At 60.4% G+C, this 23,589-nt stretch carries 14 protein-coding genes; 9 read left to right on the top strand and 5 right to left on the bottom strand.

Annotated elements, in window-relative coordinates:
• Nucleotides 1-101 precede the first annotated feature (101 nt).
• Nucleotides 102-7,724, top strand: a complete 7,623-nt coding sequence (locus tag ACIX9_RS23425) for a beta strand repeat-containing protein (RefSeq protein ID WP_198152144.1) — start codon at nt 102-104, stop codon at nt 7,722-7,724.
• A 76-nt stretch (nt 7,725-7,800) separates the two neighbouring features.
• Here ACIX9_RS23425 and ACIX9_RS02990 read toward each other — a convergent pair whose 3' ends face one another.
• Nucleotides 7,801-8,949: a hypothetical protein gene (locus tag ACIX9_RS02990; protein WP_013578999.1), complete on the bottom strand. Its 1,149-nt coding sequence runs from the start codon at nt 8,947-8,949 to the stop codon at nt 7,801-7,803.
• A 334-nt stretch (nt 8,950-9,283) separates the two neighbouring features.
• On the opposite strand from ACIX9_RS02990, the gene ACIX9_RS02985 reads away from it, so the two are divergent.
• Nucleotides 9,284-9,736, top strand: coding sequence for a hypothetical protein (locus ACIX9_RS02985; protein WP_013578998.1), 453 nt, complete (start codon nt 9,284-9,286; stop codon nt 9,734-9,736).
• 6 nt (nt 9,737-9,742) lie between these two features.
• Here ACIX9_RS02985 and ACIX9_RS02980 read toward each other — a convergent pair whose 3' ends face one another.
• Together ACIX9_RS02980 and ACIX9_RS02975 are read right to left on the bottom strand one after the other, a co-directional pair.
• On the bottom strand, nt 9,743-11,044 hold the full coding sequence (locus ACIX9_RS02980; protein ID WP_013578997.1) for a sporulation domain-containing protein: 1,302 nt from the start codon (nt 11,042-11,044) through the stop codon (nt 9,743-9,745).
• Nucleotides 11,045-11,370: 326 nt separating this feature from the next.
• Nucleotides 11,371-13,815, bottom strand: a complete 2,445-nt coding sequence (locus tag ACIX9_RS02975) for a hypothetical protein (RefSeq protein WP_013578996.1) — start codon at nt 13,813-13,815, stop codon at nt 11,371-11,373.
• A gap of 229 nt (nt 13,816-14,044) precedes the next feature.
• Here ACIX9_RS02975 and ACIX9_RS02970 point away from each other — a divergent pair, with 229 nt between their 5' ends.
• The 4 genes from ACIX9_RS02970 to ACIX9_RS26250 all read left to right on the top strand — a co-directional run bounded on the left by ACIX9_RS02970 (nt 14,045) and on the right by ACIX9_RS26250 (nt 18,958).
• On the top strand, nt 14,045-14,776 hold the full coding sequence (locus tag ACIX9_RS02970; RefSeq protein WP_013578995.1) for a response regulator transcription factor: 732 nt from the start codon (nt 14,045-14,047) through the stop codon (nt 14,774-14,776).
• Between the two features lie 62 nt (nt 14,777-14,838).
• Nucleotides 14,839-16,653 (top strand): ATP-binding protein, encoded by a 1,815-nt coding sequence (locus ACIX9_RS02965; RefSeq protein WP_013578994.1) that lies wholly within the window; start codon nt 14,839-14,841, stop codon nt 16,651-16,653.
• Complete coding sequence (locus tag ACIX9_RS02960) at nt 16,650-18,230, top strand: hypothetical protein (protein ID WP_041596909.1); 1,581 nt, start codon at nt 16,650-16,652, stop codon at nt 18,228-18,230. Before ACIX9_RS02965 ends, ACIX9_RS02960 begins: the two co-directional genes overlap by 4 nt.
• Nucleotides 18,231-18,256: 26 nt before the next feature.
• Complete coding sequence (locus tag ACIX9_RS26250) at nt 18,257-18,958, top strand: cupredoxin domain-containing protein (RefSeq protein ID WP_041596908.1); 702 nt, start codon at nt 18,257-18,259, stop codon at nt 18,956-18,958.
• Nucleotides 18,959-18,992: 34 nt separating this feature from the next.
• Here ACIX9_RS26250 and ACIX9_RS02950 read toward each other — a convergent pair whose 3' ends face one another.
• The gene (locus ACIX9_RS02950; protein ID WP_013578991.1) at nt 18,993-19,997 is read right to left on the bottom strand and encodes a flavin reductase; all 1,005 of its coding nucleotides are present in this window, start codon (nt 19,995-19,997) and stop codon (nt 18,993-18,995) included.
• Nucleotides 19,998-20,014: 17 nt separating this feature from the next.
• Nucleotides 20,015-21,109, bottom strand: a complete 1,095-nt coding sequence (locus tag ACIX9_RS02945) for a putative sugar O-methyltransferase (protein WP_157477237.1) — start codon at nt 21,107-21,109, stop codon at nt 20,015-20,017.
• 376 nt (nt 21,110-21,485) lie between these two features.
• On the opposite strand from ACIX9_RS02945, the gene ACIX9_RS02940 reads away from it, so the two are divergent.
• The 3 genes from ACIX9_RS02940 to ACIX9_RS02930 are packed head-to-tail and all read left to right on the top strand — an operon-like array spanning nt 21,486 to nt 23,586.
• Nucleotides 21,486-21,851, top strand: coding sequence for a cupredoxin domain-containing protein (locus ACIX9_RS02940; protein ID WP_013578989.1), 366 nt, complete (start codon nt 21,486-21,488; stop codon nt 21,849-21,851).
• A gap of 2 nt (nt 21,852-21,853) precedes the next feature.
• Complete coding sequence (locus ACIX9_RS02935; RefSeq protein ID WP_013578988.1) at nt 21,854-22,324, top strand: c-type cytochrome; 471 nt, start codon at nt 21,854-21,856, stop codon at nt 22,322-22,324.
• A gap of 2 nt (nt 22,325-22,326) precedes the next feature.
• A complete protein-coding gene (locus ACIX9_RS02930) occupies nt 22,327-23,586 on the top strand; it encodes a nucleotidyltransferase domain-containing protein (protein ID WP_013578987.1) in 1,260 nt (419 codons plus the stop codon).
• Nucleotides 23,587-23,589 lie beyond the last annotated feature (3 nt).

Raw genomic sequence — 23,589 nt, 5'->3', positions numbered from 1 at the left:
TACAGCCAACCATGGGTTGTTGGAGGCGAGGCTGCACTTTCAAAGGGCCTGCGACCATTCCACACAAGTGTCATGTGACCTTTGGGACAAAGTGGGAGGCGATGCTCAAGTTCACCGGGCTGGCTCCGATAACCGCCTCGGAGGGTTTTCATCCCATGATCGAGCGCATTCGTACGTGCAGTGTCTTCTCTGTGGTTCTGCTGTTGATGGTTTCACTGATTTCCGGGTGCAGTTCGAGTCCTTCAAATGGGAGCATTCTGATTGCCGGCGGGAGCTCGACCCTGGTGGTGGGTGGGACGATGCAGCTTCATGCGACGGATACGAATTTTCTCCACGTAGTGAGCGACGCTACGGCGACGGCGACGTGGAGCTCCTCCAATCCAGCGATTGTTTCTGTGAACTCAACCGGACTGGTGACTGGAGTGACGACGGGATATGCGACGGTGCGGGCGCAGCTGGGCCAGGATAGCGGTGCGTTTGTGGTGACGATAACAAGCTCCAGCGGAAGTGGGAGCGGGGGAGGTGGTGGGACAACCGGGTCAACGCTGACGCTAAGCCCAGCCAACGCGAACCTCTTCATGGGAGGAGCGCAGGCTTACAGCGCGACCCTCACGAGCAGCGGCGGGACGGTAACGAATGTGACCTCCTCCACAACGTGGAACGTAACACCGGCGAGCGTGGCGACGATCAACAGTACCGGAATGCTCACGCCTGTAGGGCCTGGCAACTACCTGGTCTCCGGCACGAACGGCGGGGTGACAGGCACGGCGCTTGGAACCGTATCCGCGGTCACGCTGACGAGCCTTGCGGTGACGCCTGCGACCTCCACGCTGGCGGGTGGGATGACGGAGCAGTTGACGGCGATCGGGACGTACAACGATGGGAGCTCGCGCGACCTGACGAAGACGGTGGCCTGGAGCTCCAGCGCTAGCACTGCGCTGACGGTGGATGCAAACGGCTTGGCCACGGCGGCTTCCACCAGTGCGAGCACATCCGTAACCGTAAGCGCGACGCTGGCCTCCGGTGCAGCTTCTGTCACAGGTACGGCAACGGTGCAGGTGACGCCGGATGCTTACATCACGGATCTGGTGGTTCGACCGACGAGCAGCAGCATTGCGACGGGCTCCGCAGAGCAGCATACGGCGACCGCATGGTACTCCGACGGCACGCAGCAGGACGTCACGAAGCAGGTGACATGGACGAGCACCAACTCCGGCACCTCGGCGGTGAACTCCAGTGGGATTAACGTGGCGGCTACGCCTGGTGTGACTACTTTGCAGGCTACGATCTCGAAGACCGGGGCGCTCTTCTCAGCGAACGCTGTGGGGGCTAACGCTTCGCCTCAGGCGACGGCGAATGTTCAGTCCTCCAGTGTCGTGATCGTCACTCCTGCTACAGTGACGTCACTCGATATCGGGACCAGCAAGGCTCAGTTTCCCATCGGGTCCACGCAACCGATCAAGCTGATCGGAACTTTCTCCGATGGCTCCACGCAGGATCTGAGCCTGAGTGCGAACTGGCAGAGCCTTGATCCGTCTATCGCGACAATCGACAGCACGGGGGTTGCAACCGGAGTGAGCGCGGGGAAGGTTGTGTTCACGGCAAACTTTGGTGGCCTGGTGATCTCGACGGATGGTTTTGAAGTGCTTCCGACGGATCTCATCTCCACGACCGTTTCGGTTGACTATGCGGGCCAGATTACCGGGCTTTCGGAGCAGCTCCACGTTATCGGCACGTATGCGGATGGCTCTACGCATGATCTTACGGGGTTGGCCAGCTTTGTCAGTTCCGATGCGACGATCTTTGCAGTCAACAGCACCGGCCTGGCAAACGGAATTGCGACGGGCGTGGCGCAGATCACCGCTACCGTTGCGGGATTCAGCGCGATCACCAACGTTGACACGTACGTTGAGACCATTTCAACGATGGGCGTGTTCCCGCAGCAGCCAAGATTCGCGCTGGGGACGCACCTGCAACTGGCGGCTTCCATCACGGCGGATGACCCGATCACCGGGGTCTTTTCCCAGGATGTGACCGGCAGCGCTGTCTGGACTTCTTCCGATCCGACCGTGCTGACGATCGATCAGAATGGTCTAGCCAAGAGCGGCAAGGTAGGGACGACGACTGTCTTCGCCACGGTTTTGGGAACGACGAAGTACAGCGATACGATCACCGTCACCAACGCGCAGTTGCAGAAGATCGTTCTGTCCAAGCAGCCTGCGTCCATTGCGATGGGCACGGCGAATCAGTATTACGTCACCGGGTTCTTTGATGACGGTTCGGTTCAGGATCTAACGCTCGACGCCGTATGGAATACGGATGACAATACGATTGCTTCTGTCGATAAGGACGGCACAACCCTCGGGTTGAAGCCGGGTCAGACACAGGTGACTGCTTCGATGGCGGGAAAGACCGCTACGGCTGCGTTAACGGTGACGGGTGCCACCCTGGTTTCAACGTCTCTGCTGCCAGGGAATGTTGAAGTGCCGATCAACTTCTATACGCAGTACAGCATGATCGGTACTTTTTCTGATGGGACCACGCAGAACCTGAACTATGGGACGATTTTTCAATCTCCTACGCCTTTCATTGCATCCTTCTTCCCTGTTGGACTGGGCGGTACGAACTATCCGGGGATCGGCCAGCTTACGGGGCAGTACGGCTACTTCTCTGCGTCGACCCCGATTACGGTCAGCAATGCCAACCTCACGAGCGTGACCTTGAGCCCGGCCAAGTCGACGATTCGGGTAGGCGATTCACAGCAGCTTACAACGACCGGAATTTTCGATGATGGACTGCAACTGGACCTGGGCGGGGAGGCGTATCTGATCTCCAGTGCACCGTTGATTGCGCCCGCGACCCGAACTGGGCTCATCTATGGGACATCCGTGGGCACTTCAACGTTTACGGCAAATATGTATGGCACGACGGCGACAGCAACAGTGACCGTGCTCTCGAATGTGCTCACGTCGCTCACGCTTGCGCCGAATAGTCCGGCTGTCGTCTCTGGCTCGACGCAGCAGCTTGTGGCTACTGGGATCTACCAGGATGGTTCTACGGACGACCTCACCAACTCCGTCACCTGGACCTCATCCAACCCTTCCCTGCTCAGCGTGAATGCAAGTGGCCTGGCCATGGCGGCGGCGGGAACGACTTCTGGTACGTCGGTTACGGTTACAGCCACGGCTGCGGCGACGCTGGCCCATCCGGCAGTCACGTCTTCCTTCGTAGTGACGATCCAGCCTTCGGGTTCGGGCGGAACAGGCGGTGGCGGGACGACGAGTCCCACTGCAATGCAGGTGACGCCGACCAGAACACATCTTGCCGCGGGAACGACGAAGCAGCTTACGGCAACCGCGACGTATGCGGATGGGACGACCAAGGACATCAGCTCCACAGTGACATGGACGAGTACGAATCCGCTGACAGCTACGGTGAGCTCCACTGGACTTGTGACTGCGGTCAAGACGGGCACGGTGAGTGTGCAGGCGCAGACGGGAACGTTGAGCAGCAGCAGCATCGTTGTGGTGAGTTCGGCTACGTTGCAGTCTTTGGCGATCAGCCCGAGCGGCGCGACGTTTGCTGCAGGCGCGACGCAGCAGTTCACGCTGACCGGCACCTACACTGATGGTACGACGCAGGACTTGAGCTCCGGCGCGACGTGGAGCACATCGAATGCTGCGGTGGCGACAGTGTCCTCAACGGGACTGGCTACAGGTGTCGGACCGGGCACGGTGCAGTTCAGTGCGAGCTACGGCAGTCTGACGGCGACGTCCGCTTCCAACACGGTTACGCCACTGACGCTGGTTTCCATTACTCTGACTCCGACTAATCCGAGCTTTGCGAAGGGGACGACGCAGCAGTTCACAGTGACTGGAACGTACTCGGATGGATCGACGCGGGACATTACTAGCTCTTCTACCTTTGCTGCCTCGAATCCTTCTGTCGTGAGTGTCTCTACGACTGGGCTGGCGACAGGCGCGGGTGTTGGTTCCGCACAGATCACGGTTTCCGTGGGTGGGCAGACCGCATCGACGCAATCCGTTACGGTGACTCCGGCAGTGCTGGCTTCGATTACGGTGACGCCGAAGGATCTCAGCTTTGCAGATGGGACGACGCAGCAGTTTACGGCGATCGGCACGTTTACCGATGGCACGACGCAGGATCTGACGCACCAGGTGGTGTGGAGTTCCAGCGACGCGCAGGCGATCACGATCGACCAGAATGGCGTGGCGACGGGCGGCTCGGTGGGAAGCGCGCAGATTACCGCGACGATGAACAGTGTGTCCGCAAGCACCGACATCATCAAGGTGACGCCGGCTACGCTGATCAGCCTGATCCTTTCCCCGACGACGGTACAGCTTGCAAAGGGGACGACGCAGCAGTTCGTCGCAACCGGCGTCTTCTCTGACGGGAGCTCGCAGAATCTGTCTTCGACGGTGACCTGGACGAGTTCCAACGGCGCGATCGCTTCGGTCGACGGCAATGGGCTGGCGACGGGGACCGGGACGGGCTCGGCGCAGGTGACTGCCAGCTACCAGGGCAAGATGGCTTCCACGACGAGCTTTACGGTGACTCCGGCTACGCTGGTCTCGCTCTCCTTCAACCCGGCGAACCCGACGGTGGCCTCCGGTACGAGCACGCATGTGACGGTACTCGGGGTGTACTCCGATGGGACGACGCAGAATCTTACGAGTACGGCTACGTTCAGCTCTTCCAACACGACAGTGGCTTCTGTTGGAGCGGCTGGTGTGATCAACGGCAACCTGCCGGGCAGCAGCACCATTACAGTGTCGGCGGGCGGGCAGACGGGCAGCTTCGATGTGGCGGTGTCGGCAGCCGTGCTTACTTCACTGACGATTACTCCGGCTAACCCTCCGGCTTTTGCCAAGGGGACCACGCTGCAGTTCACAGCTACGGGTACGTTCTCCGATGGCACGACGCAGAATCTCTCCACCTCTGCGACATGGGTGAGCTCCAACACTTCGGTGTTCACGATCGATGGGAATGGATTGGCTTCGGGGGTTGGGGTTGGGTCTGCTTCACTCACCGCAACGGCCGAAGGCCAAGTGGCTATGACGCCTGCGTTCCAGGTGACGCCTGCGGTGGTGGCTTCGATTGCGGTGTCGCCGCAGAGCCAGACGGTGACGGCGGGAACGCTGCTGCAGTACAGCGCTGTTGCGACGTATACCGATAGCTCGACTGCGGATGTTTCTTCTTCAGCGGTGTGGGCTTCTTCCAACACTGCGGCTGCGACGATCAATGCGACCGGGCTTGCGACTTCTGTCGCGGCGGGAAGCACGACGATCTCAGCGACTGTAGGCAGTGTCACCGGCGATGCTGGCCTGACGGTGAACGCTGGGGCAGTCACGCTTAGCTCTATTACGGTTGCACCTTCCTCGGCCTCTATCGCGAAGGGAAATACGCAGCAGTTCACGGCGACGGGGACTTACTCCGACGGCTCGACACGCAATGTCTCGACGACGGTCACGTGGCAGTCTTCCGTGACGGCGGTTGCGACGATCGACGGCAACGGCCTGGCGACGAGCGTGGCGGGAGGCAATACGCAGATATGGGCGAGCCTTTCCGGCCGAAGCGCGATGGCTACGCTGAGCGTGAGCCCGGCTACGCTGGTGTCCTTAGCGGTGACACCGCAGACTGCTTCCGTGGCGAACGGCACCACGCAGCAGTACAAGGCTGTGGGAACGTTGAGCGACGGCAGCACGCAGGATCTGACGACCTCCGTGACCTGGTCTTCCAGCAGCTCCGCGCAGGCTACGATCAACGCGAGCGGCCTGGCGAGCACTACGGGAACAGGGATGGTTACCATTACGGCGCAGGCGGGCAGTGCGAGTAGCTCGGCTACGCTAACGGTTACGTCCGCGACCGTGACGAGCCTGCAGATTACGCCTTCTCCTGTATCTGTACCGGCTGGCGGGAGCGTGCAACTGCTGGCGACTGCCACGTTCTCTGACGGCAGTTCACAGAATGTAACCTCGAGTGTTACTTACTCGAGTTCCAACCCTGCCGTGGTCACGGTGGATAGCAATGGAAAGCTGAAGGCCGTAGGTCCGGGGAACGCGGTGGTTACGGCTACGCTGGGCGGAACGACTGTCATGCTGCCGGTAACGATCGGCAATGCGACGGTGACGTCCATTACGATAACGCCGGCGAATCCGAGTCTTGCTGCGGGGACGAGCCAGCAGCTTACCGCTACGGCGACGTACTCCGACGGCAGTACGCAGGATCTGACGAACGCGGTTACATGGAGCAGCTCCGATCCGGGTGCTGTCTCGGTGAACACGACTGGAAACATTACAGCGGCACAGCCTGGGACGGCTACTGTGACGGCGACGTATGGCGGGGCCACTGGCAGCGTCAACGTCACCGGCACGGCGGCGGTTGCGACTGCGATCTCCGTGAGCCCTGCCAACGCGACGCTTGCGGCGGGACAGACGAAGCAGTTTGCCGCAACCGCCACGATGAGCGACGGCACGCAGCAGACGGTGACGACCTCCGTCCACTGGGGTGTCTCTGATCCATCCAAGGCGAGCGTGAGCGACAGCGCAGGCTCCAACGGGCTGCTGACGGCGACCGCTGCTGGAAGCCTGAACGTGATTGCCTCACTGAACGGCGTGTCCGGACCAGCGGCGGTGACGGTGCAGGCGGCTACGCTGAGTTCGCTGACGATCAACCCGAGCGCGGTGATCTCACTGCCGGCCGGCACGACGGAACAGCTCTCGGTGACGGGCGCGTACTCGGACGGAAGCTCGGCCGATGTGACGTCCCTGGTGACGTGGAGCAGCTCACAGGCTTCAACGGCCTATGTCGATGCGAGTGCTGTGCTTCATACGGGGACGAGCGGGCTGACGACGATCGATGCGAAGCTGCAGGGCGTCGACGGGACTGCGGCGGTGACGGTCGGGAACGCTACGCTGAGTTCCATTGCCATCACACCGGCTGCACCCGTGCTGGCGCTGGGACAGACGCAGCAGCTTACGGCGACCGGGACTTACTCCGACGGCAGCACTGCCAACATCACCACCCAGGTGCAGTGGAACTCCTCTGCCCCGGCAGTGGCGACGGTGAGCGGCGGCGGACTGGTGAGCTCACTGACTACGGGCAGTGCGGCTGTGACGGCCACGCTGAACGGAGTGTCGCAACAGACGCCGGTGACGGTGACTTCAGCTACGCTGCAGAGCATCGCAGTGCAGTCTCCGCAGAGCAGCTTCGCTCTGGGGACTTCCTTGCAACTGAAGGCCTTGGGCTTCTACTCGGATGGGTCTACGCAGGACCTGACCAACTCCGTGACGTGGTCTTCACAGACCCCGGCTGTGGGCGTGATCAGTTCCACGGGAGTTGCCACCGGGGTGAGCGCTGGAACGTTCAACGCACGGGCTAGTTTGAATGGAGTGACTGGTTCTACTCCGATTACGGTGACGAGTGCGGTGCTGGTCTCGCTTGCAGTGACACCCAACAATCAGGTCATTCTGAATGTGACCACGACGACTGTGCAGTTCACCGCTACGGGAACATTCAGCGATGGATCGACCCAGAACCTGACGAACTCTGCTCACTGGGGTACCAGCGGGATCGTGGTCGGCAGCATCTCCTCCACGGGCGTCTTCAGCCCGACGGGGGTGGGAGTGGGAACTGTGACGGCGACGTCGGGGAGCGTGACGGGGTCGACCCAGATCACGGTGGTCTCGGTGCCGCTGATCTAGACGGTCACGTCATCCTGAGCCCGGCTTACTCTTTTGTAGAGCGGGCCGGGCTTTGGCGTTTCGGTGGGAGGGCGAATCAGGAATCAACGGAGTGGGATTCATAATGCGAAAATGCCCATAATGAAAAAGCGAGGACACTGACACTTAGATACGCGAAGTTATACCGCAGCTTTTCCGAGTGAAGAGCGAAGGTAATGACGAATGGCGCGAGCAGTACGAAGCTGGCAATGCTGAAGATCAGGAAGAGCCGCGGGAGATTCATTCGTATGAAGAAGGCCGTCCCTCCCACCACGATGGCAAGGAGCGGGAGTGTCCAGCCAGGATGGAGGGCGCTGGGGATATATCGCAGCTTGGGACTACTTTGACCAAGCTGCTGCGAGAGATGCGTGAAGACGTGAGGGGTGAAGATAGGAAAGGTGACTGCGCTGGCAGCAAGAAGCACAACGATGAATAGAGCGAGAGCGCGGGAGCGCGAAGTACGCTGAAGGGTGAGCGCCAGCAGTGGGAGCAGAACAATCGCATAAATGATGCGCGAAGAAAGGGTTAAACCAAGAAAGAGTGCAGCTAGAAAACTGGCTTCGGACTTGAGATCTAACGATCGAATCAGGAGAGCCACAGCGATTGCGAGATAGAAGAAGTTAGTCAGGTAGTCGCCGCCCGAAGTGAAGTCAAAGAGATCTGCGGGCACAAAGAGAAGAAAAAGTACGAGAAAGAAGAGAGCGGTCGCGCGGTGACGGAAGAAGTGAACGGTAAAAATGAAAAAGAGCGCGAACCAGAGGAGGTTCTGCCACGCGATATGCCCGAATGCGAAGAAGGGCGCGGCGAGTAATAAGGCTCCCGGCAACGGGGTGGGAGGATTGCCTAGAAAAGTATGTGCATCATAGGGGTATTGATGGTGCAGGATGGCACTGAGTTCCAATCGGAGTGCGTCTTCCCGATCAGAACCGGCGTTCAGCGTGTGCTTCAGGGATATGGGATAGAGCACGGCGAACGCTGCCGTGAGGATGAGAAAGAGAAGCACGAACCAGCCGACGCCGATCTGACGGTCGCGTTGATTGAATCGATCAAGCCAGTGCATACCCAGAGCGATCGCTACGACGCCAAGCACCATGGTGAGGGCTGCTTTGCCATGGGAGAGATACTTGAAGACGGAAGCCCATGAGATGAGCACCCAGGCGGCACAGATACTGAGGATCAGAATAAATCGATGTGCGGTTGGGTACATTCGCTCAAACGATAGGCGTATCCGGGCTCTACGATGTCTGGGGAATGTCTGAAGAACGTCAATTTTTACGGCTCCTCGATGGCCTCCACCTGTTCTTTCAATTCCTAGTTATCGATCTACAACATAAGTCACCATCTAGGTGGTTACTTATGAAAGAGTGCCGATAATCATGCCGTTACGGGTTGATTTTTCTTGACAGTGTACCGACTGTCCACAATGCTTGAACCACACGGCACAGGACTACCCTGCTTTACCTGGGAGTCAGACCGATGAGGGAATTCCAAGCACGCTGGAGTCCCTCCCCCTGAACGAAATGGGGCATGGAGGAACAGCTATGAAGCTGATGGCAGCAAGTTTTACTTTGATTTCTGCATTTATTCTCCTTGGCGCGGCGTACTCCGGGTACGCCGAAAACGCACGCATCAACTCCACGCATACCGCCGGTTATGCGGATAAGTTTGCTCCCCAAGCAAGCGAAGGATTAACGATGGACCAGGCTGAGGAACAGGGGCGCCTGGCTACCGCCGGGCTTGAGGGTCTCGTAGGCTTGGTGCTGGTGTTTGCGACGGTGATGTTGTGTGGGCCTGCTGAGAAGCGGGTGGCAGCGCCGACTGAGTATGACCTGCGAGGGCGGCGGACTCCGGCTGTGGGCAGCGAAGAGATTCGCGTGGCGATCACGGCATCCATGATCCAGCGTAGCCGGCCGCAGGCGCGACTCAGCCCCAGCGGCCGGGTTCGAATTGAGGAACTGAGGGCTGCGAAGCGGGATTTCGCCAGAAGCAGCTAGAACGGGCTAGCGTGGGCCGTATCTGCGAATGAAGGTGTCGCGCGGCATGCCGTCACGGCGAGCCTTGTTGCGCATGACGTTGGCTTCGCTTTCGCTCATGGCACCACCGAGGGCTACCAGGAATGGGCCGCGGCCGGAAGGCGCGAAGACCTCTGGGCTAAGCGCGGGGTGGGCGTCGCGGATTGTGGCGACCTTGTGCCAGGCTTGATCTTCCCGGTTATAAGTGAAGGCGACTACGTGCCAGCCGGCCTGCGTCTGAGAGGTTGCGACCGCGGTGTGTACGACACCGTCCGTGCTGGCGGAGGCGGAGAGCTTTGGCGTGGGCGCATCGTCGATGGTCTGAGGTTTGGCCGGGGTTACGACAGCGGCGGTGGGTACGGGGGTGGCCGGTTTGCTGCTGCCGTGCAGGAAGAGCCACGCGAGGAAGATCAGGACCAGGGCACCGGCTGAACAGGCCGCCCAGAACGCCATCGAGCGAGGGGCAGGCTGCACCGTGTTGCTGATGCGGCGGACGTGGAGCGCGGGATTGGGGCTTTCTGACTGCGGAGACGGAGAGATTCTCTGCGGATGCTGCTGAGTTGCGGCGGCGATTACGCTCTCCGGGACGAGTGGTTTGATGACGGGCGGGTGAAGGGCTGCGTCGATCTCCGTAAGACCCCAGGTGCCGTCGATGCCGTAGGAGACGATCTTGTCGAAGGGGGCGGGTAGCTTGATTGCGGGCGTGAGCTTTTTCTGGAGGGTGAGCACCTGCAGAAGGAGGACGGCGAGATCGTGGACGTCGCGTTGTTTGAGTTCGGCGCAGTGGGCGGGGGTGGCGTCGTCGGGATTGAGGATGCACTCGCGGACGCAGTCGCTGCGGAGCTTAATGACCTCACCGACGGCCATGACATTGGCGGGTTCGATGTGCTCATGGACGAGGCCGCTCGCGTGGAGTGCCTGTAGGGCTGCGAGGAGGCTGGAGGCGACTTCGTGGGCTTCCTGGGGGGTAAGGGCGCGCTCGGCGAGGATGTCTGCAAGGCTGGCGTCGGTGAGTTCGAGAAGTGCGTAGGCGAGCGGTGTGCCTTCGAAGTTGGTCTGGCCGAAAGACTTGATGGCGACGAGGTTGTCCTGGTTGACGGCGGTGACCTGACGCCAGCGCTCAAGCATTTCTCCTTCGTCATTCAAGGATTCTGTGAGGCGGATGACGGCGGGGATGCCGGTGCCGTTGGAGGTGGAGAAGAAGGCCGTGCGGCCTTCGGGCCGGATAAGCTGGCCCAGGGGGTAGGCTCCGGCAATGGTCTTGCCTTCGTAGTCGCTCCAAAGATGCATACGCGTACGTCCGATCTGGTTCTGAGACCCTGGATTTGTTCAAGGAGAAGGAAGAGGTTCAGCAAGCTGAGGACGCGTGAGTTGGTCTGTGAGATCACGGGCCGCGTCTGCCCGTATCAGTATCGCCCATCCGGGTGTGGAGGGGCGATGCGGCTTGGAGGGTGGGTGACGGTGCGGATACCCCCTACCCCGTACTTAATCGTGCAAAGTCTTCAAAACATGAGCTTTAGGTGTGGACTGGGTGCTCGCCAATGCGCCAATTTCGGTGCAAAGTCTTGATTCCATTGAAGATGTACGCAGCATGCAACGCACTTTATTTCGAGGGTTCAGCAGCCGGTCTTGCCGGTGATGAGACCGTTGGTGACGGTGACGGTGCAGGAGGGCGAAAGAGTGAGGGGGCCGGAGTAGCCTTTGACGGCGCCGGTAATGGCCGAGTTCATGGATTTGAGGTTGACGGCGTCGGTGGGTTGGACTGGATCGGCGAGATCTTTGACGACGCGGCCCTCCATGGAGAGGTTTGCGTTGATGGCGAGGCCCTGGCCGGCGGTGAAGAGGAGGCGTTCTCCGTTCTGGAAGCCCATGGAGGCGCGGTTGTTGTACTGGTCGAACTGGCGGATGAAGTGGGAGCTGCGAAGGGAGACCTGCTCCATGTTGAAGGAGGCTGAGCTGGAGGAGCAATCGCCCAGGACGCAACCGACGACGGTGACGTTTCCGTTGGGGAGAAGCGGAGCAACGCCGTACTGCCCGAGGTCGAAGATGGTCTGATGCGGGCCTCCGATGAGGAAGGCGTCCGGCCCCCGGAGAAGGCCGCCGGAGCCGACGTATTTTGAGGCGGGGTTGTAATTGACGAGTTGGATGGCGCTGAAGCCGGCGTTGATGGAGGGACCGTCGTAGATGAAGACCTTGCCGTTGGCCATGCCGGGGCTGACGGTGTGGAGCCAGTCCGCGCTCATCTGGAGGAAGACGCTGTGGTGCGCGGGGAAGTCAACGGTGCCGTGGACAGGCCAGGGAATGGAGTTGGGCTCGAGGGCAACGAAGTCTCCGAGGGTGGAGGATTCTGCGTCGGGGTCCGCCACGGCAATGATCTCCGCGGCGCTGTAGACCTTGAGGAGGTTGCGGCCGGAGTTGGCGATGACGGTGGCAGTGACGGGGCTGGTGTTAGGGCCCTTGCTTTCATAGCCAAGGCCATCAGGATAGGCATGGAAGGAGGTTGCGGAGGTGTCGAAGGTGGGGTCTGATGCGTCAACGATCTTGACGTTGGGCATGAGATTGAGCTGAGTGGCGTCCTGATCGGCCTGGACGATGATGGCGGCGTTACCGACGCGTTTGAGCTTTACCTTGAGGGTGATGGGCATGGCTTCCTGAAGACCGCCGATGGTGCCGAAGTTGCCGTGGACCCAGTTGAAGTTGTAGACGACCGTGTGGGAGACGGTATCGCCCTTGTGGAGGAGGACCGCGCCCATGAGGGGGACGTTCTGGGTGGGGAGGCCCGCGCCTTCATCGTAGGCGGAGATACGGCCGACGGTCTGGCAGAGACCGCCAGACTTTGCGTCCTGAAAGAAGTACGGAGACTGGTGAGGCTGGTCGCCTCCGCCGGGGTCCTGGCGGATCTTGAGGGTGAGGGCCTGGCTGCCGGCGGCGGGTGTTCCGGCTTCAACGATTTCGACGCGCTCATTGCGACGCCAGCCCCACATGCAGGCGATTCCCTTGCGGTAGCCGGTTGCGGCCTCTGGCGAGAGGGGGTCTATGGCGATGGTGGCGGTGATGGTCTGGGGAACGTCGTTGTTGTTGGGGACGACGATGGGCGCAGTAGATCGGCCCCAGACGGCGGAGACCGGGGCAGGCTCGGCGACGGTGTATGAGCCGAATTTGTCCGCGCTGGTTGAGTCGTTATGGGCGGTGACGGTGAAGGTGTGGAGTGCGGCGTCTCTGCCGTCCGGGGTGCGGACGAGGACGGCGAAGCGCCCGGCTCCGAGGGCGTTGTTTGAGGCGTGCTCGTCGGTGAGCTTGAGCTTGAGGGAGGAGTGCCCTGCGCCTGAGGAGCCGATCGACTCGATGAAGGCGATGGGGATGGTGCCGTGCGGATTTTTGGCGTTGATATCGCCGAAGCCTTCCCAGAGCGCGGCGTAGTTGGCGTTGCAGCCTTCATCGTCTCCGTTGATGGCACCGCCCATGCAGGAGTCGTAGGCGTACTGGCCGCCGAAGTCGCCTGTGCCGTACTTGCGGGCGACGGAGCCGATGGCCTGCGCGATGCCCTTGGTGGAGAAGATGCTGTTGAGCAGGATGTTGTGCATGACGGTCTCAGAGCCGTAGGCGTAGGTTCCGGGCGCTCCGGCGAAGTAGGAGGCGGCGATGTTGGCCTGGGGCGGGCCTCCTCCATCGCTGGGGAGGTTGCGATCAAAGCGGGTGAAGAAGGCGAAGCCCTGGCCCTGACCTCCGACGTTGGAGGCGAAGGAGATGTCATGGCCGGAGCGAGTGTCGTGCAGGTGGGTGTTAGGCGGGTAGAGGAAGGCGCGGGAGATGATGTTATCGCCGAGATGAAGCCAGGCTGGGTCTTCTCCGGTGAGGGTGGATTCCTGCGGAAGCTGGAGGGAGCAGCCCTGGGGCGAGGCGCAGCGGCGGAGGGCTTCACGAAGGTTGGTCGCGGGTAAAGGTTGGGTTGAAGCGTTCTGGCCGGAGGCGGGATGAGGAGACTGCAGGATGGCTAAGACCAGAATTGCGAGAGGGCTGGCGACTGCACGGATCGCTGAGAATCCGGGGATCTTAGACATGGGGCTCCTTAGGCTCATCCTCTTCAGTCTACCGAGGGGCGGTGGTGGTACAGGGGTTTTGAGTACTGCAGATCCTGCCGTCTTGGTGCCGCAAGGCGGAAGGCCTGCAGTGTTTAGGGCTTTTGTCTTTTGTTTGTCCTTTTCCCTGCTGCATTGCAGCGCCGGCACCGGAAGAGGCTAGTCTCTCTGAGGGCGGACGGATATGCTGTTCGGATAGGCAAACTGACATATGAATACGATTCTGGTCGTGGAAGACGATGTACGGATTCAAAAGGCGCTGCAGCGGCAGTTCAGCTCTGAAGGCTACGCGGTGCGCGTGGTGAGCGAAGGAACGGAGGCTGCGCGGGTCTGCCGCGAGATCAAACCGGTGGCGGTGGTGCTGGACCTGATGCTGCCCGGAATCTCCGGGCGGGACATCTGCAGACAGATCAAGACGGACTCCGTGGATACGCCAGTGATCATCTTGAGCGCGATCAGCGAGGTGGCGGACAAGGTACTGCTGCTGGAGATTGGCGCGGACGACTACGTGACGAAGCCATTCAGCCCACGGGAGTTGCTGGCACGGGTGCAGGCGGCGATCCGCAGGGCGGCGCGGACGGTGGAGGCGCAGGCAAGCGCGCACGCCGCGGGTGGAGCGGCCGCGGATGCGGAGCCCGCACTGTGCGTGTTTGGGAGTGTGACGGCCGACCTGCTGAAGATGGAGGTGAAGCGGGAGGGAGTGGAGGTGACGCTGACGGCGCATGAGTTCAAGCTGTTGCGGTACTTCCTGACGCATGTGGACCGGGTGATTACGCGGGAAGAGCTGCTGCAGGATGTCTGGGGCTACAACTTCTTTCCGACGACCCGGATTGTGGACAACCAGGTGCTGAAGTTGAGGCAGAAGCTGGAGGCCGACCCGGCGCATCCGGTCCACTTCCGCACGGTGCACGGGATTGGGTACAAGTTCGTGGTGACGCCATAGCCGCGTCCGGCCAAGGCGTTGATGGTTTCAAAAAGCCGAGGGTGACGCTGCGGCTTTCGCGGATGCGCAGCTTATTGCTGGTGTCTTTGTTGGCGCTCTCGTTTGGGCTGACCGCGGTGAGCCTGGTGGCGGTGCGGTTTACGCTGCACCGACAGATTCAGCGGGATCTGAGCTCTGATCTGCAGCACTCTGTTGACACATTTCTTAATCTGGAGAATCAACGGCGGGAGATGCTGGCAAGGGAGACTGCGCTGCTGGCCGATCTGCCGAGCCTGAAGGCGCTGATGACGACGCAGGATGCGCGCACGATCCAGGATGGCGGCAAGGACTTCTGGGAGATCAGCGGAAGCGACCTGTTCCAGCTTTACGACCGAAGTGGGCATCTGGTGGCCTCTTATCGACGCGGGCTTACGGATACGGGCAAGCCGGGGAGCGGAGAGACGGATGCGGCTCTGCATGAGGCGATTGAGCTACCGGATCAACCAGGGACGCTGCCTATCGGGGGCAAACTGTATGAGGTGGTGGCGCAGCCGCTTTCGTTTGGTTCAAGGGTAGATGGGACGTTTCTGGGTTACGTGGTGCTGGGGTCTGCGATCGACCAGCGCGTGGCGCAGGAGGTGAGCCAGGCTGCTGCGGCGGAGGTAGCCTTCACGATTGGAGCGAAGGTTGCGGTGACGACGTTGAAGGCTCCTTTGGCGAAGGACTTCGATGGGAACCTGACACTGCGCGGTCTGCAGCCTGGACAAATGGCAAATGTGACGCTGGGCAACGAACGATACCTGGCGAAGGCGATGACGTTGTGCGCCAACGGATGCACGATGCCCAACAAGGTACATCTGGTGGTCCTGCGGTCTTACGAGAGTGAGAGGCGGCTGGGGCTGGTGATCAATCGCTGGCTGGTGGGGCTGGGGATGTTGGCGCTGGTGCTGGGGACGCTGATTGCGGACTCGATCTCGCGGCGTGTGACGCGACCACTAGAGGCGCTGGTAGATGGAGCCAGGGCGCTGGGTCGCGGAGACTTTACGTACAAGTTGCCGGGCGGCGGGACGGCGGAGATCCGGGAGTTGACGCGGGCGTTCGACCATATGCGAGGGGGACTGGAGACTTCGCAACGGGCGCTGGTGGACTCTGAACGGCTGGCGACGATTGGCCGGATGGCGAGCTCGATCTCTCACGATCTGCGGCACTACATCTCTGCGATCTATGCGAACGCGGAGTTCCTCTCGCTGGAGGCGACTCCACAGGTTGAGCGCGAGGAGCTGATCTTTGAGGTGCAGACGGCGGTGCATGGGATGACCGATCTACTGGACTCGCTGCTGGGCTTTTCCAAGACGGGCAGGTCGCTGCTGCCGAGTTATGAATCGATTCCCTACCTGGTGGAGCGCGCGGCGGGGCTGCTGAGGGCGCATCCGGAGGCGAGGGCGATCGAACTGCGGCTGGATGAGCTGCCGAGCGTCGAGGCTTGGGTGGATGCGACGAAGTTCGTGCGGGCGGTATTCAACCTGCTGCTGAATGCATGCCAGGCGGCGCGGCGCGGAGGTCTGGTGCCGGCTGTGACGGTAGAGTTGAGCGAGGATGAAAAGAGGATCGTGCTGAAGATTATCGACAATGGGCTGGGGGTGCCAGCATCGTTTGCGACGACGATCTTTGAGCCGTTTGTGAGCACGGGGCGCGAGAATGGGACGGGGCTGGGGTTGACGCTGGCTCAGCATATCGCACAGGAGCATGGGGGGATGGTGCGGCTGGAGGAGTCTGCACCGGGGCGGACGGTGTTTACGCTGAGCCTGTACAAGGAGGCATTGAACCGGCTGCGGGAGACGCCGGTGGCGGTGGCGTTGAAGGCAGGATCGCAGGAGACGGCATGGAGGGATCAATGACGATACGGCGAGTTTGTGTGGCGGGAGTTTGGCTGGCGGGGGCTTTGGGGGCGGCTCGCGGGCAAGGTTATGGGGCTGGCTCTGCACCTCAGGCTCCGGCGCAGGTGCAGGGTTCGGCAGTGGATGCGAATGGCACTCGTCTGGAGACGATGTCCAAGCTGCTAATGGAGACGCAGCGGCAGCTTGAGGCAACGCAGCAGCAGTTGAATCAGCTTCGATCTGAGTTGGAGGCGATGCGGGGGAAGGAGGCTGCTGTGAGTTCGGGGGGGGCGAGTTCGAGCCAGGGTGGCGCAGTGCCTGCGGGGACGCTTGCCGAGAAGGTGGATCATCAGCAGGAAGAGCTGGAAGTCTTACAGGCGGAGGTGAAGCAGCACGATCAGACCAAGCTGGAGAGTGTGTCGAAGTACCCGGTGCGGGTGTATGGGCTGATGCTCTTCAACGCGTACTCGAATGCTGGTGTGGTGGACGATGCGGATCTGCCTTCGGCGGCGATTCAGCGTACGCCGGATCTGAGCCACGGGAGCGTAGGCGCGACCTTTCGGCAGACGTTGTTTGGGTTGAGCGCGACGGGGCCTAGGGTGTTTGGAGCCAGGACCTCAGCGGACCTCAGCGTGGACTTCTTTGGCGGGTCTTCTTACAGCTACTACGCGACGACGAATGGCAGCGTGCGGCTGCGGCGGGCGGATATACGGCTGGGCTGGGGAGATCGGGCGGAGGACACGAGCGTGAGCCGGGACGAGGTTCATCTGGGGATCGATGCTCCTTTGATCTCGCCGCTTTCACCGACGTCTTATGCGACCGTGGCGATGCCCGCGCTGGCTTGGTCCGGGAACCTTTGGACGTGGGCGCCACAGCTTCGGTATTCGCATCGGTTTGCGATCTCGAACGATCATCCGGAGAGAAACCTGCAGGTGGAGGGTGGGCTTTGGGATCCGCCGGTGGTGGGGTATGCGGGCAGTACGGCGGGTCGAGTGTTGAGTGCGGGAGAGATCTCGCGGCGACCGGGATTCCTAGGAAGGGTCTCCGCGCATGGGGGATCATCGGCGCATCCGTTCTCGTTTGGAGTGGGCGGGTACAGCGACCGGCAGACGTTCTATGAGGGGCAGCAGATCCAGATGTGGGCGGTGACGTCCGACCTGCAGGTACCGATCTCGCGGCGCTTTCAACTGGAGGGAGAGATCTACCGGGGGCGGGGGCTCGGCGGACTGGGTGGGGGAGCCTATAAGGATGTACTAACCGGGCTGGATAAGGTTACTGGGGAGCAACGGTCTGTCGGGCTGAATGCCGTGGGGGGATGGGTGCAATGGAAGACGCACCTGACGGGGAACACCGAGGCCAACCTGATGTATGGACAGGATGGCGGATTCGCGCGCGACTTCCGTACGCTGAACTTGACGGGAAGCACGTATGCGCTGGAGCAGAGCGCACGCACACAGATGATTGTGGCGAATGTGATCTATCGGCCGAAGACTTATCTAATCTTTTCGCCGGAGTACCGTCGTATTCTGAGTTGGAAGGCAACGGGGCCGGCGGCGAACGCCAATATCTACACACTCTCATTGGGGTATCAGTTTTGATGCGGGCAGCGAACTTACCTAGGTGGATGAAGCGATGCGGCCTGGTGATGGCCGCGGCTGCCGGCATGGCCCATGCCCAGGGCGCGACCGTAGATCTGCGGGTCAATGTCGAGTCACACCGGATGAATGGAGCGAAGACGGCGGATGGCGCGACGGAACAGGTGATCGCCTGGCTGACGCCGATGAAAACCGATGCCACGCATCCTCCCGTGCCGGCTCATGGCTATGTGCTGACGCAGAAGAACAAGATGTTCACGCCGCACCTGCTGGTGGTTCCAACGGGATCAAGCGTGGAGTTCCCGAATCTGGACCCGTTCTTCCACAATGTATTTTCCCTGTTCAACGGACGGCGTTTCGACCTGGGACTCTATGAAGCGGGAAGCCGGCGTTCGGTGCGCTTCGATCATGACGGCGTGTCCTACATCTTCTGCAATATTCATCCGGAGATGGGAGCGGTGATCGTGTCGTTGAGCACGCCTTACTACTCGGTCTCCCGGAAGGATGGATCGCTGGCGATTGCGAATGTTCCTGCGGGCGACTATGAGTTGAACGTGTGGGCGGAGAACGTATCGGCGGCTGATCTTGCTGCGGCTCGGCAAAATATTCATGTCTCCGAGCAGGGTCTGCGGCTGCCTGCGATGACGTTGCAGGCAAGCTCCTCCATGGCGGGCAAACATCTGAATAAATTTGGCGAAGAGTACAAGAAGTCGGATCAGGACCCGTACTGATTGGTCTCTGCCGCCAAGTTTACGAACACAAAATTCAGACGAGCTTGTTGCGTCGATCGTCCAGCAGCGACTCATGGAGCGCGGGTGCGCTCGTTTTGAGTCTGCGTGCCTGGTAGAAGCCGTGGACCGCACAGAGGGTTTCACCTTCGGCTGGAGTTTCGTCACTCAGAATTCGAGCGATGAAGAGGGTGTGGCTGCCGAGTGGCTGCACGTGTTCGATCTGCACCTCCCGGACACGCAGAGCAAAGACTGGGACAGGGACTCCGAGTATCCGGGATGGATTGGTGCCGAACGGGAGTTGGGTCCAGTCGATCGAAACGGCGAAGTGCTGCGGTGCCAGCCGATAGACGGTCGAGGCCTGGGTGAAAGGTACGTTGCTCAGCACAGCACGGCCGGTTCGCTGAATCAGAGGGGCTGCCGTCCGAGAGGTCTTGAGGGCAAAGGCGATGCGACCCGAACCAAGCTCTCCCATGATGTTCATGGGGAATAGATTGCCTCCGGACCGGTCGGCCGCGCTTACGAGCATGATGGGGTGCGGACGAATGAAGGTGACCATTGCGGCGCGTTGCTCAAGAAAGGTCATCGACATGCCCGAGGTGTTTGGCTTTCGCCAGCGTGCATAGGTCTGGAAGAGGTACTGAGGCCAGATGATCCTGGCTGACAGACAGTAATTTGCAGCGGCACGGGCTTCGAACAGGAGGAGATGCAGGTCACTTACTTTGAATCGGCTTATAAACCTGAGATCGATGCGACCGAGCAGGCTTTGATCGCCTTCCCTTTCGCGAAAGTGAAGGGAGAGATGGGACCTTTGAGCGGAGTCTGGGAGTAAAGATTCCTCAAACGAGAGACAGATGAGGAATGGAGAGGAGCATGCTGTCGAGAGGCGGGAGGACACGTCCAACGGTGCGCCCATGCCTTCCAGCCAGACGGCAATCTCAGCCGCCGGGTCTTTCAGCCCAATGGTGAACTCCTGCGGGAGGATGGGTCCGCCGAATAACAGATCCCTCAGGAGACGGCGGAGTTTCTTGTCGATGGGCATAGGGATATCGGTGAAGTTCAGTGAGACGGCTTGTAGAGAGTTTCCACTTCACGCGTCTCAGGGCTGCGGTGCCGGTTCCAATCGGAGCCGGACGATTTGACCAATTGGAGAGGGACGGCACGCGCAGCCATTGTTGCCGATAAACGCTGGTGACCTTTTTCATGACCGATATAAAGAAAAGCGTCCTGCGAGATTCTTTCTACCTGTTGCAGGTAGACGGCCATGGCTCCGTTGCCAAGGTCAGACATGGCGTGGGCGCTGAAGGTGAGAGCTACAGAGTTTTGCGGTAGAACTTCAAGCTGCGACAGCGGCATGAGGATCACATCGGCCTGCTCGATGTTGCGCTGAGTCACCTCAACCTCACCAAATAAGAGCAGCTTCAATGCCGGAAATGCCGTACCCAGATAGTAGGCCGCGAGTGCAAGACTTTCAGGGACATCGAAGTTGATGTACCTCATTCCATGCTGATTCCGAAGCAGGTAGTAGGCCATGCCACCGAAGCCACCGCCTATCTCCGCCACTGCGCTGGCCGGATCGATGAGTCGATCTTTGATGCTTTGAGCGCAGCCGTGGCGATACTCCGCTCCTGATTCAACGAGCGTCCCTTCAATAAAGGCACCGAAAGGATTGCCGATAGCTGGTCCTGCAAGCTCCTTGATGGCAAAGCGGCCTTCTGTCTGGAGTCGCCAGTAATCGATGCTCTGAAGAACATCCTGCAGATAGTAGTGACGATGAAGATCACGCATGCCGCCTTGGAAGTAGGCCTTCGCCATGCCGGGTGGGATGGAGATCAAACCGGCTGAACAGGAATCTCGGAAGAAGTTCCGGTAAAGCGCATGCAGGGCTTTCGTGTCACTTGCAAGTAAAGCTTTCATCACCGGACCCAGGCTTCTGGTCCGCACCTGCTGCCACCAGCCGGTGGCCTGATAGATGTCCGACGCGCATCCTTCCTGGGCGACCGCCTTCTTGTACGCCGTACAGATACGCTGCAGCAATGCTTCGTCTTCGGTGCCCTCGCTGGTATGCGGCAGGAAGCCGTCGGTGACACTCTGAAGGATATAACGCTCGTCATGCGCGAATCGGCGTTTCCCTGCCCGTGCCGATCGCCTCACAAGGAGGTTGGACGAGACGAGCGACCTTGCCGTGCGGAGTGTCCTGACGGGATGAAAGAGATGTCTCGGCTTGAGCATAGGAGTGAGAAGGGGTTCGCAGCACAGTATCTGAGGCAGCGTAATACCTAGACGATAGCCTCTGCTGCGGCGTCCGGGCTGCCAACGACAAAGCGGTGACAATCGTTTGACATTGGACGGACACAAGTGACGCGGCTCCTCCGTAGGGTAAGAAGCGTTGGAAGAGTTCTAGCCCTATGCGAAAAAGAGCCGACTTTTTGTTCCGCACTTTACCCTCGCGCCGGTTATGCGCGGTACTGCTTTGCTCTGCCTGTTGCCGATTACCCTTCAATCCCTATTCCCTACTGGAGAGAAACTTATGAAGATCCGTTACGTTCTGCTTTCTACCGTGCTCTGTCTCGTCTTCGCCGCCTCGTACATCGCGCGGCCGACCGCAGCGCAAGGTGCACCGAAGCGCATTGAAGTGACCGCCAGCAAGTTCAAATATGAGCCATCCGAGGTCACCGTGAAGAAGGGTGAGCCCGTCGTCATCGTGTTGAAGAGCACGGATGTAGCCCACGGCATCAAGTTCAAGGAATTGAACCTGCAGGCGAAGGTGGACAAGGGCGGCACGGGTGAACTGGCCTTCACCCCGGATAAAACGGGCGATTATGTAGGTCATTGCTCTGTATTCTGCGGCGCCGGGCACGGCTCCATGACGTTGACGCTGCATGTGACGGAGTAGCCATGAAGACCTCTCTGACTGTGGCGGCTTTGGGAGCGATGGTTGCGCTGGGCGGATGCAAGGCCGATCCGCCGGGCGCGATGGAGACGCGGGTTGTGGTGGCCGCCAAGCACAGCTTGTTCGTTCACAACAAGAGCGAGAAGAATCCTCTGCCTGATACCCCGGAGACGGTCGCCGCAGGCAAGGAGGCCTTTGGGCACTACTGTGCGGCCTGCCATGGCATCGACGGACAGAACACGGGCGTGCCGTTTGCGGATCGCATGTCGCCGCCGGTTCCTTCGCTGGCCTCCGCAGATGTGCAGCGTTACACCGATGGGCAGTTGAAGTGGGTGATCGACTATGGTCTTTGGCCGAGCGGCATGCCTGGGTCCAAGGGCATGTTGAGCGATGAAGAGATCTGGTCGATCGTCCGCTATACACGCCATCTGCCGCCGGCAGGCAGTGCGGGAGAGCCGGAGATGTACAGCCACTAACCATGAATCAAACTCAATCCAATCCGTTCAGGCAACAGCATCGCGGCCGGCATAGCCTGCGCGAGGCGGTGCTGGCTGCATTCTCCCAACCGCCGTATGTAGTGGCGGAACAACTGAGCGGTTTCAGTGAGCGTGAGTGGAAGAGCAACCTGAAGTGGCTTGACACCAGCGGCCTTGCGCTCTATCTGCTGGGACATCTACAAGAGCTTGGCGTTGGAGAAGTGCTGCCGACGAAGATCGTGCTGCGCCTGCGCCGGAATCTTATAGACAACCGCGCGAGGAACTCCGGCCTGCTGACCGAGACTGCCGAGATCAATGTAGCCCTGCAGCGCGAAGGCGTGCTGTTCGCGAATTTGAAAGGCGTCACGCTTTCGCCGGATGCAGTTCCCGATCCCGCACTGCGCTGCCAGTTGGACCAGGATTTTCTTGTGAGCGCCGAGCAGGCAGACACCGCCGCTCATGTTCTGGAGCGCAGTGGCTACATGCTTCATTGCGTCAGTGGCGACACCTGGGAGTTCAAGGCCGGGGCATCGAGCGTAGCGCACATCCGCGACCTCTACAAGGCGAAGCCACAGCGCTCTGCCGAGTTGCATCTTGCACCGGCCGATGGGCTGCTGGGTCGGGTACAGCTTCGATCCTTTCACGGGACCGCGTTTCCCGTGCTGTCTCCAGTCGATCTTTATATTGAACAGGCGATGCATCTCTTCGGGCATGTATGCAGCCCGTTCACGCGGACTTCCTGGCTGCTGGAGTATCGGCGGCATATGCTGGCGCGCGGTGACGACGAGATGTTCTGGGAGGAGCTCGAAGGACGGATAGCAGATGAGCCTAAGGCCGCGCTCGCATTGGGCTTGGTGACGCTGCTTGCGGTAGAGACCTTTGGTGATGTGCCGCCCAAGGCGTTGTCCCGTCTGATTGCGAGCGAAGTAGCCCCTGCCGTGCAGCTCTGGGTTCGCCTTTATGGACAACGGCTGCTCGTTGCCGACTTCCCCGGAACCAAACTTTACCTGCTGCTGGAAGATGAGCTTCAGCCAAGCTCTGCAAGAGCCGCTGCCAAAGGCCGGAGCAGACTGATTCCGTCGCAACGGCCGCTGAACATTACGCAGGCGGAGCCGGAGGAGTCTGTACTTTCTAGGCTACGCCGGTCGCGTTCGCAGACCAGCTATATTCTCTTTCGCCTTCGGTTTCATTGCGTCGAAGGTATTCGGTACGTGCTTGAATCCTCGCGATTCAAGCGGCTTCTGACGGGACTTGCCCATTGATCT

The organism is Granulicella tundricola MP5ACTX9, assembly GCF_000178975.2.
Lineage (GTDB): Bacteria > Acidobacteriota > Terriglobia > Terriglobales > Acidobacteriaceae > Edaphobacter > Edaphobacter tundricola.
This window is presented reverse-complemented; position numbering and strand designations above follow the sequence as displayed.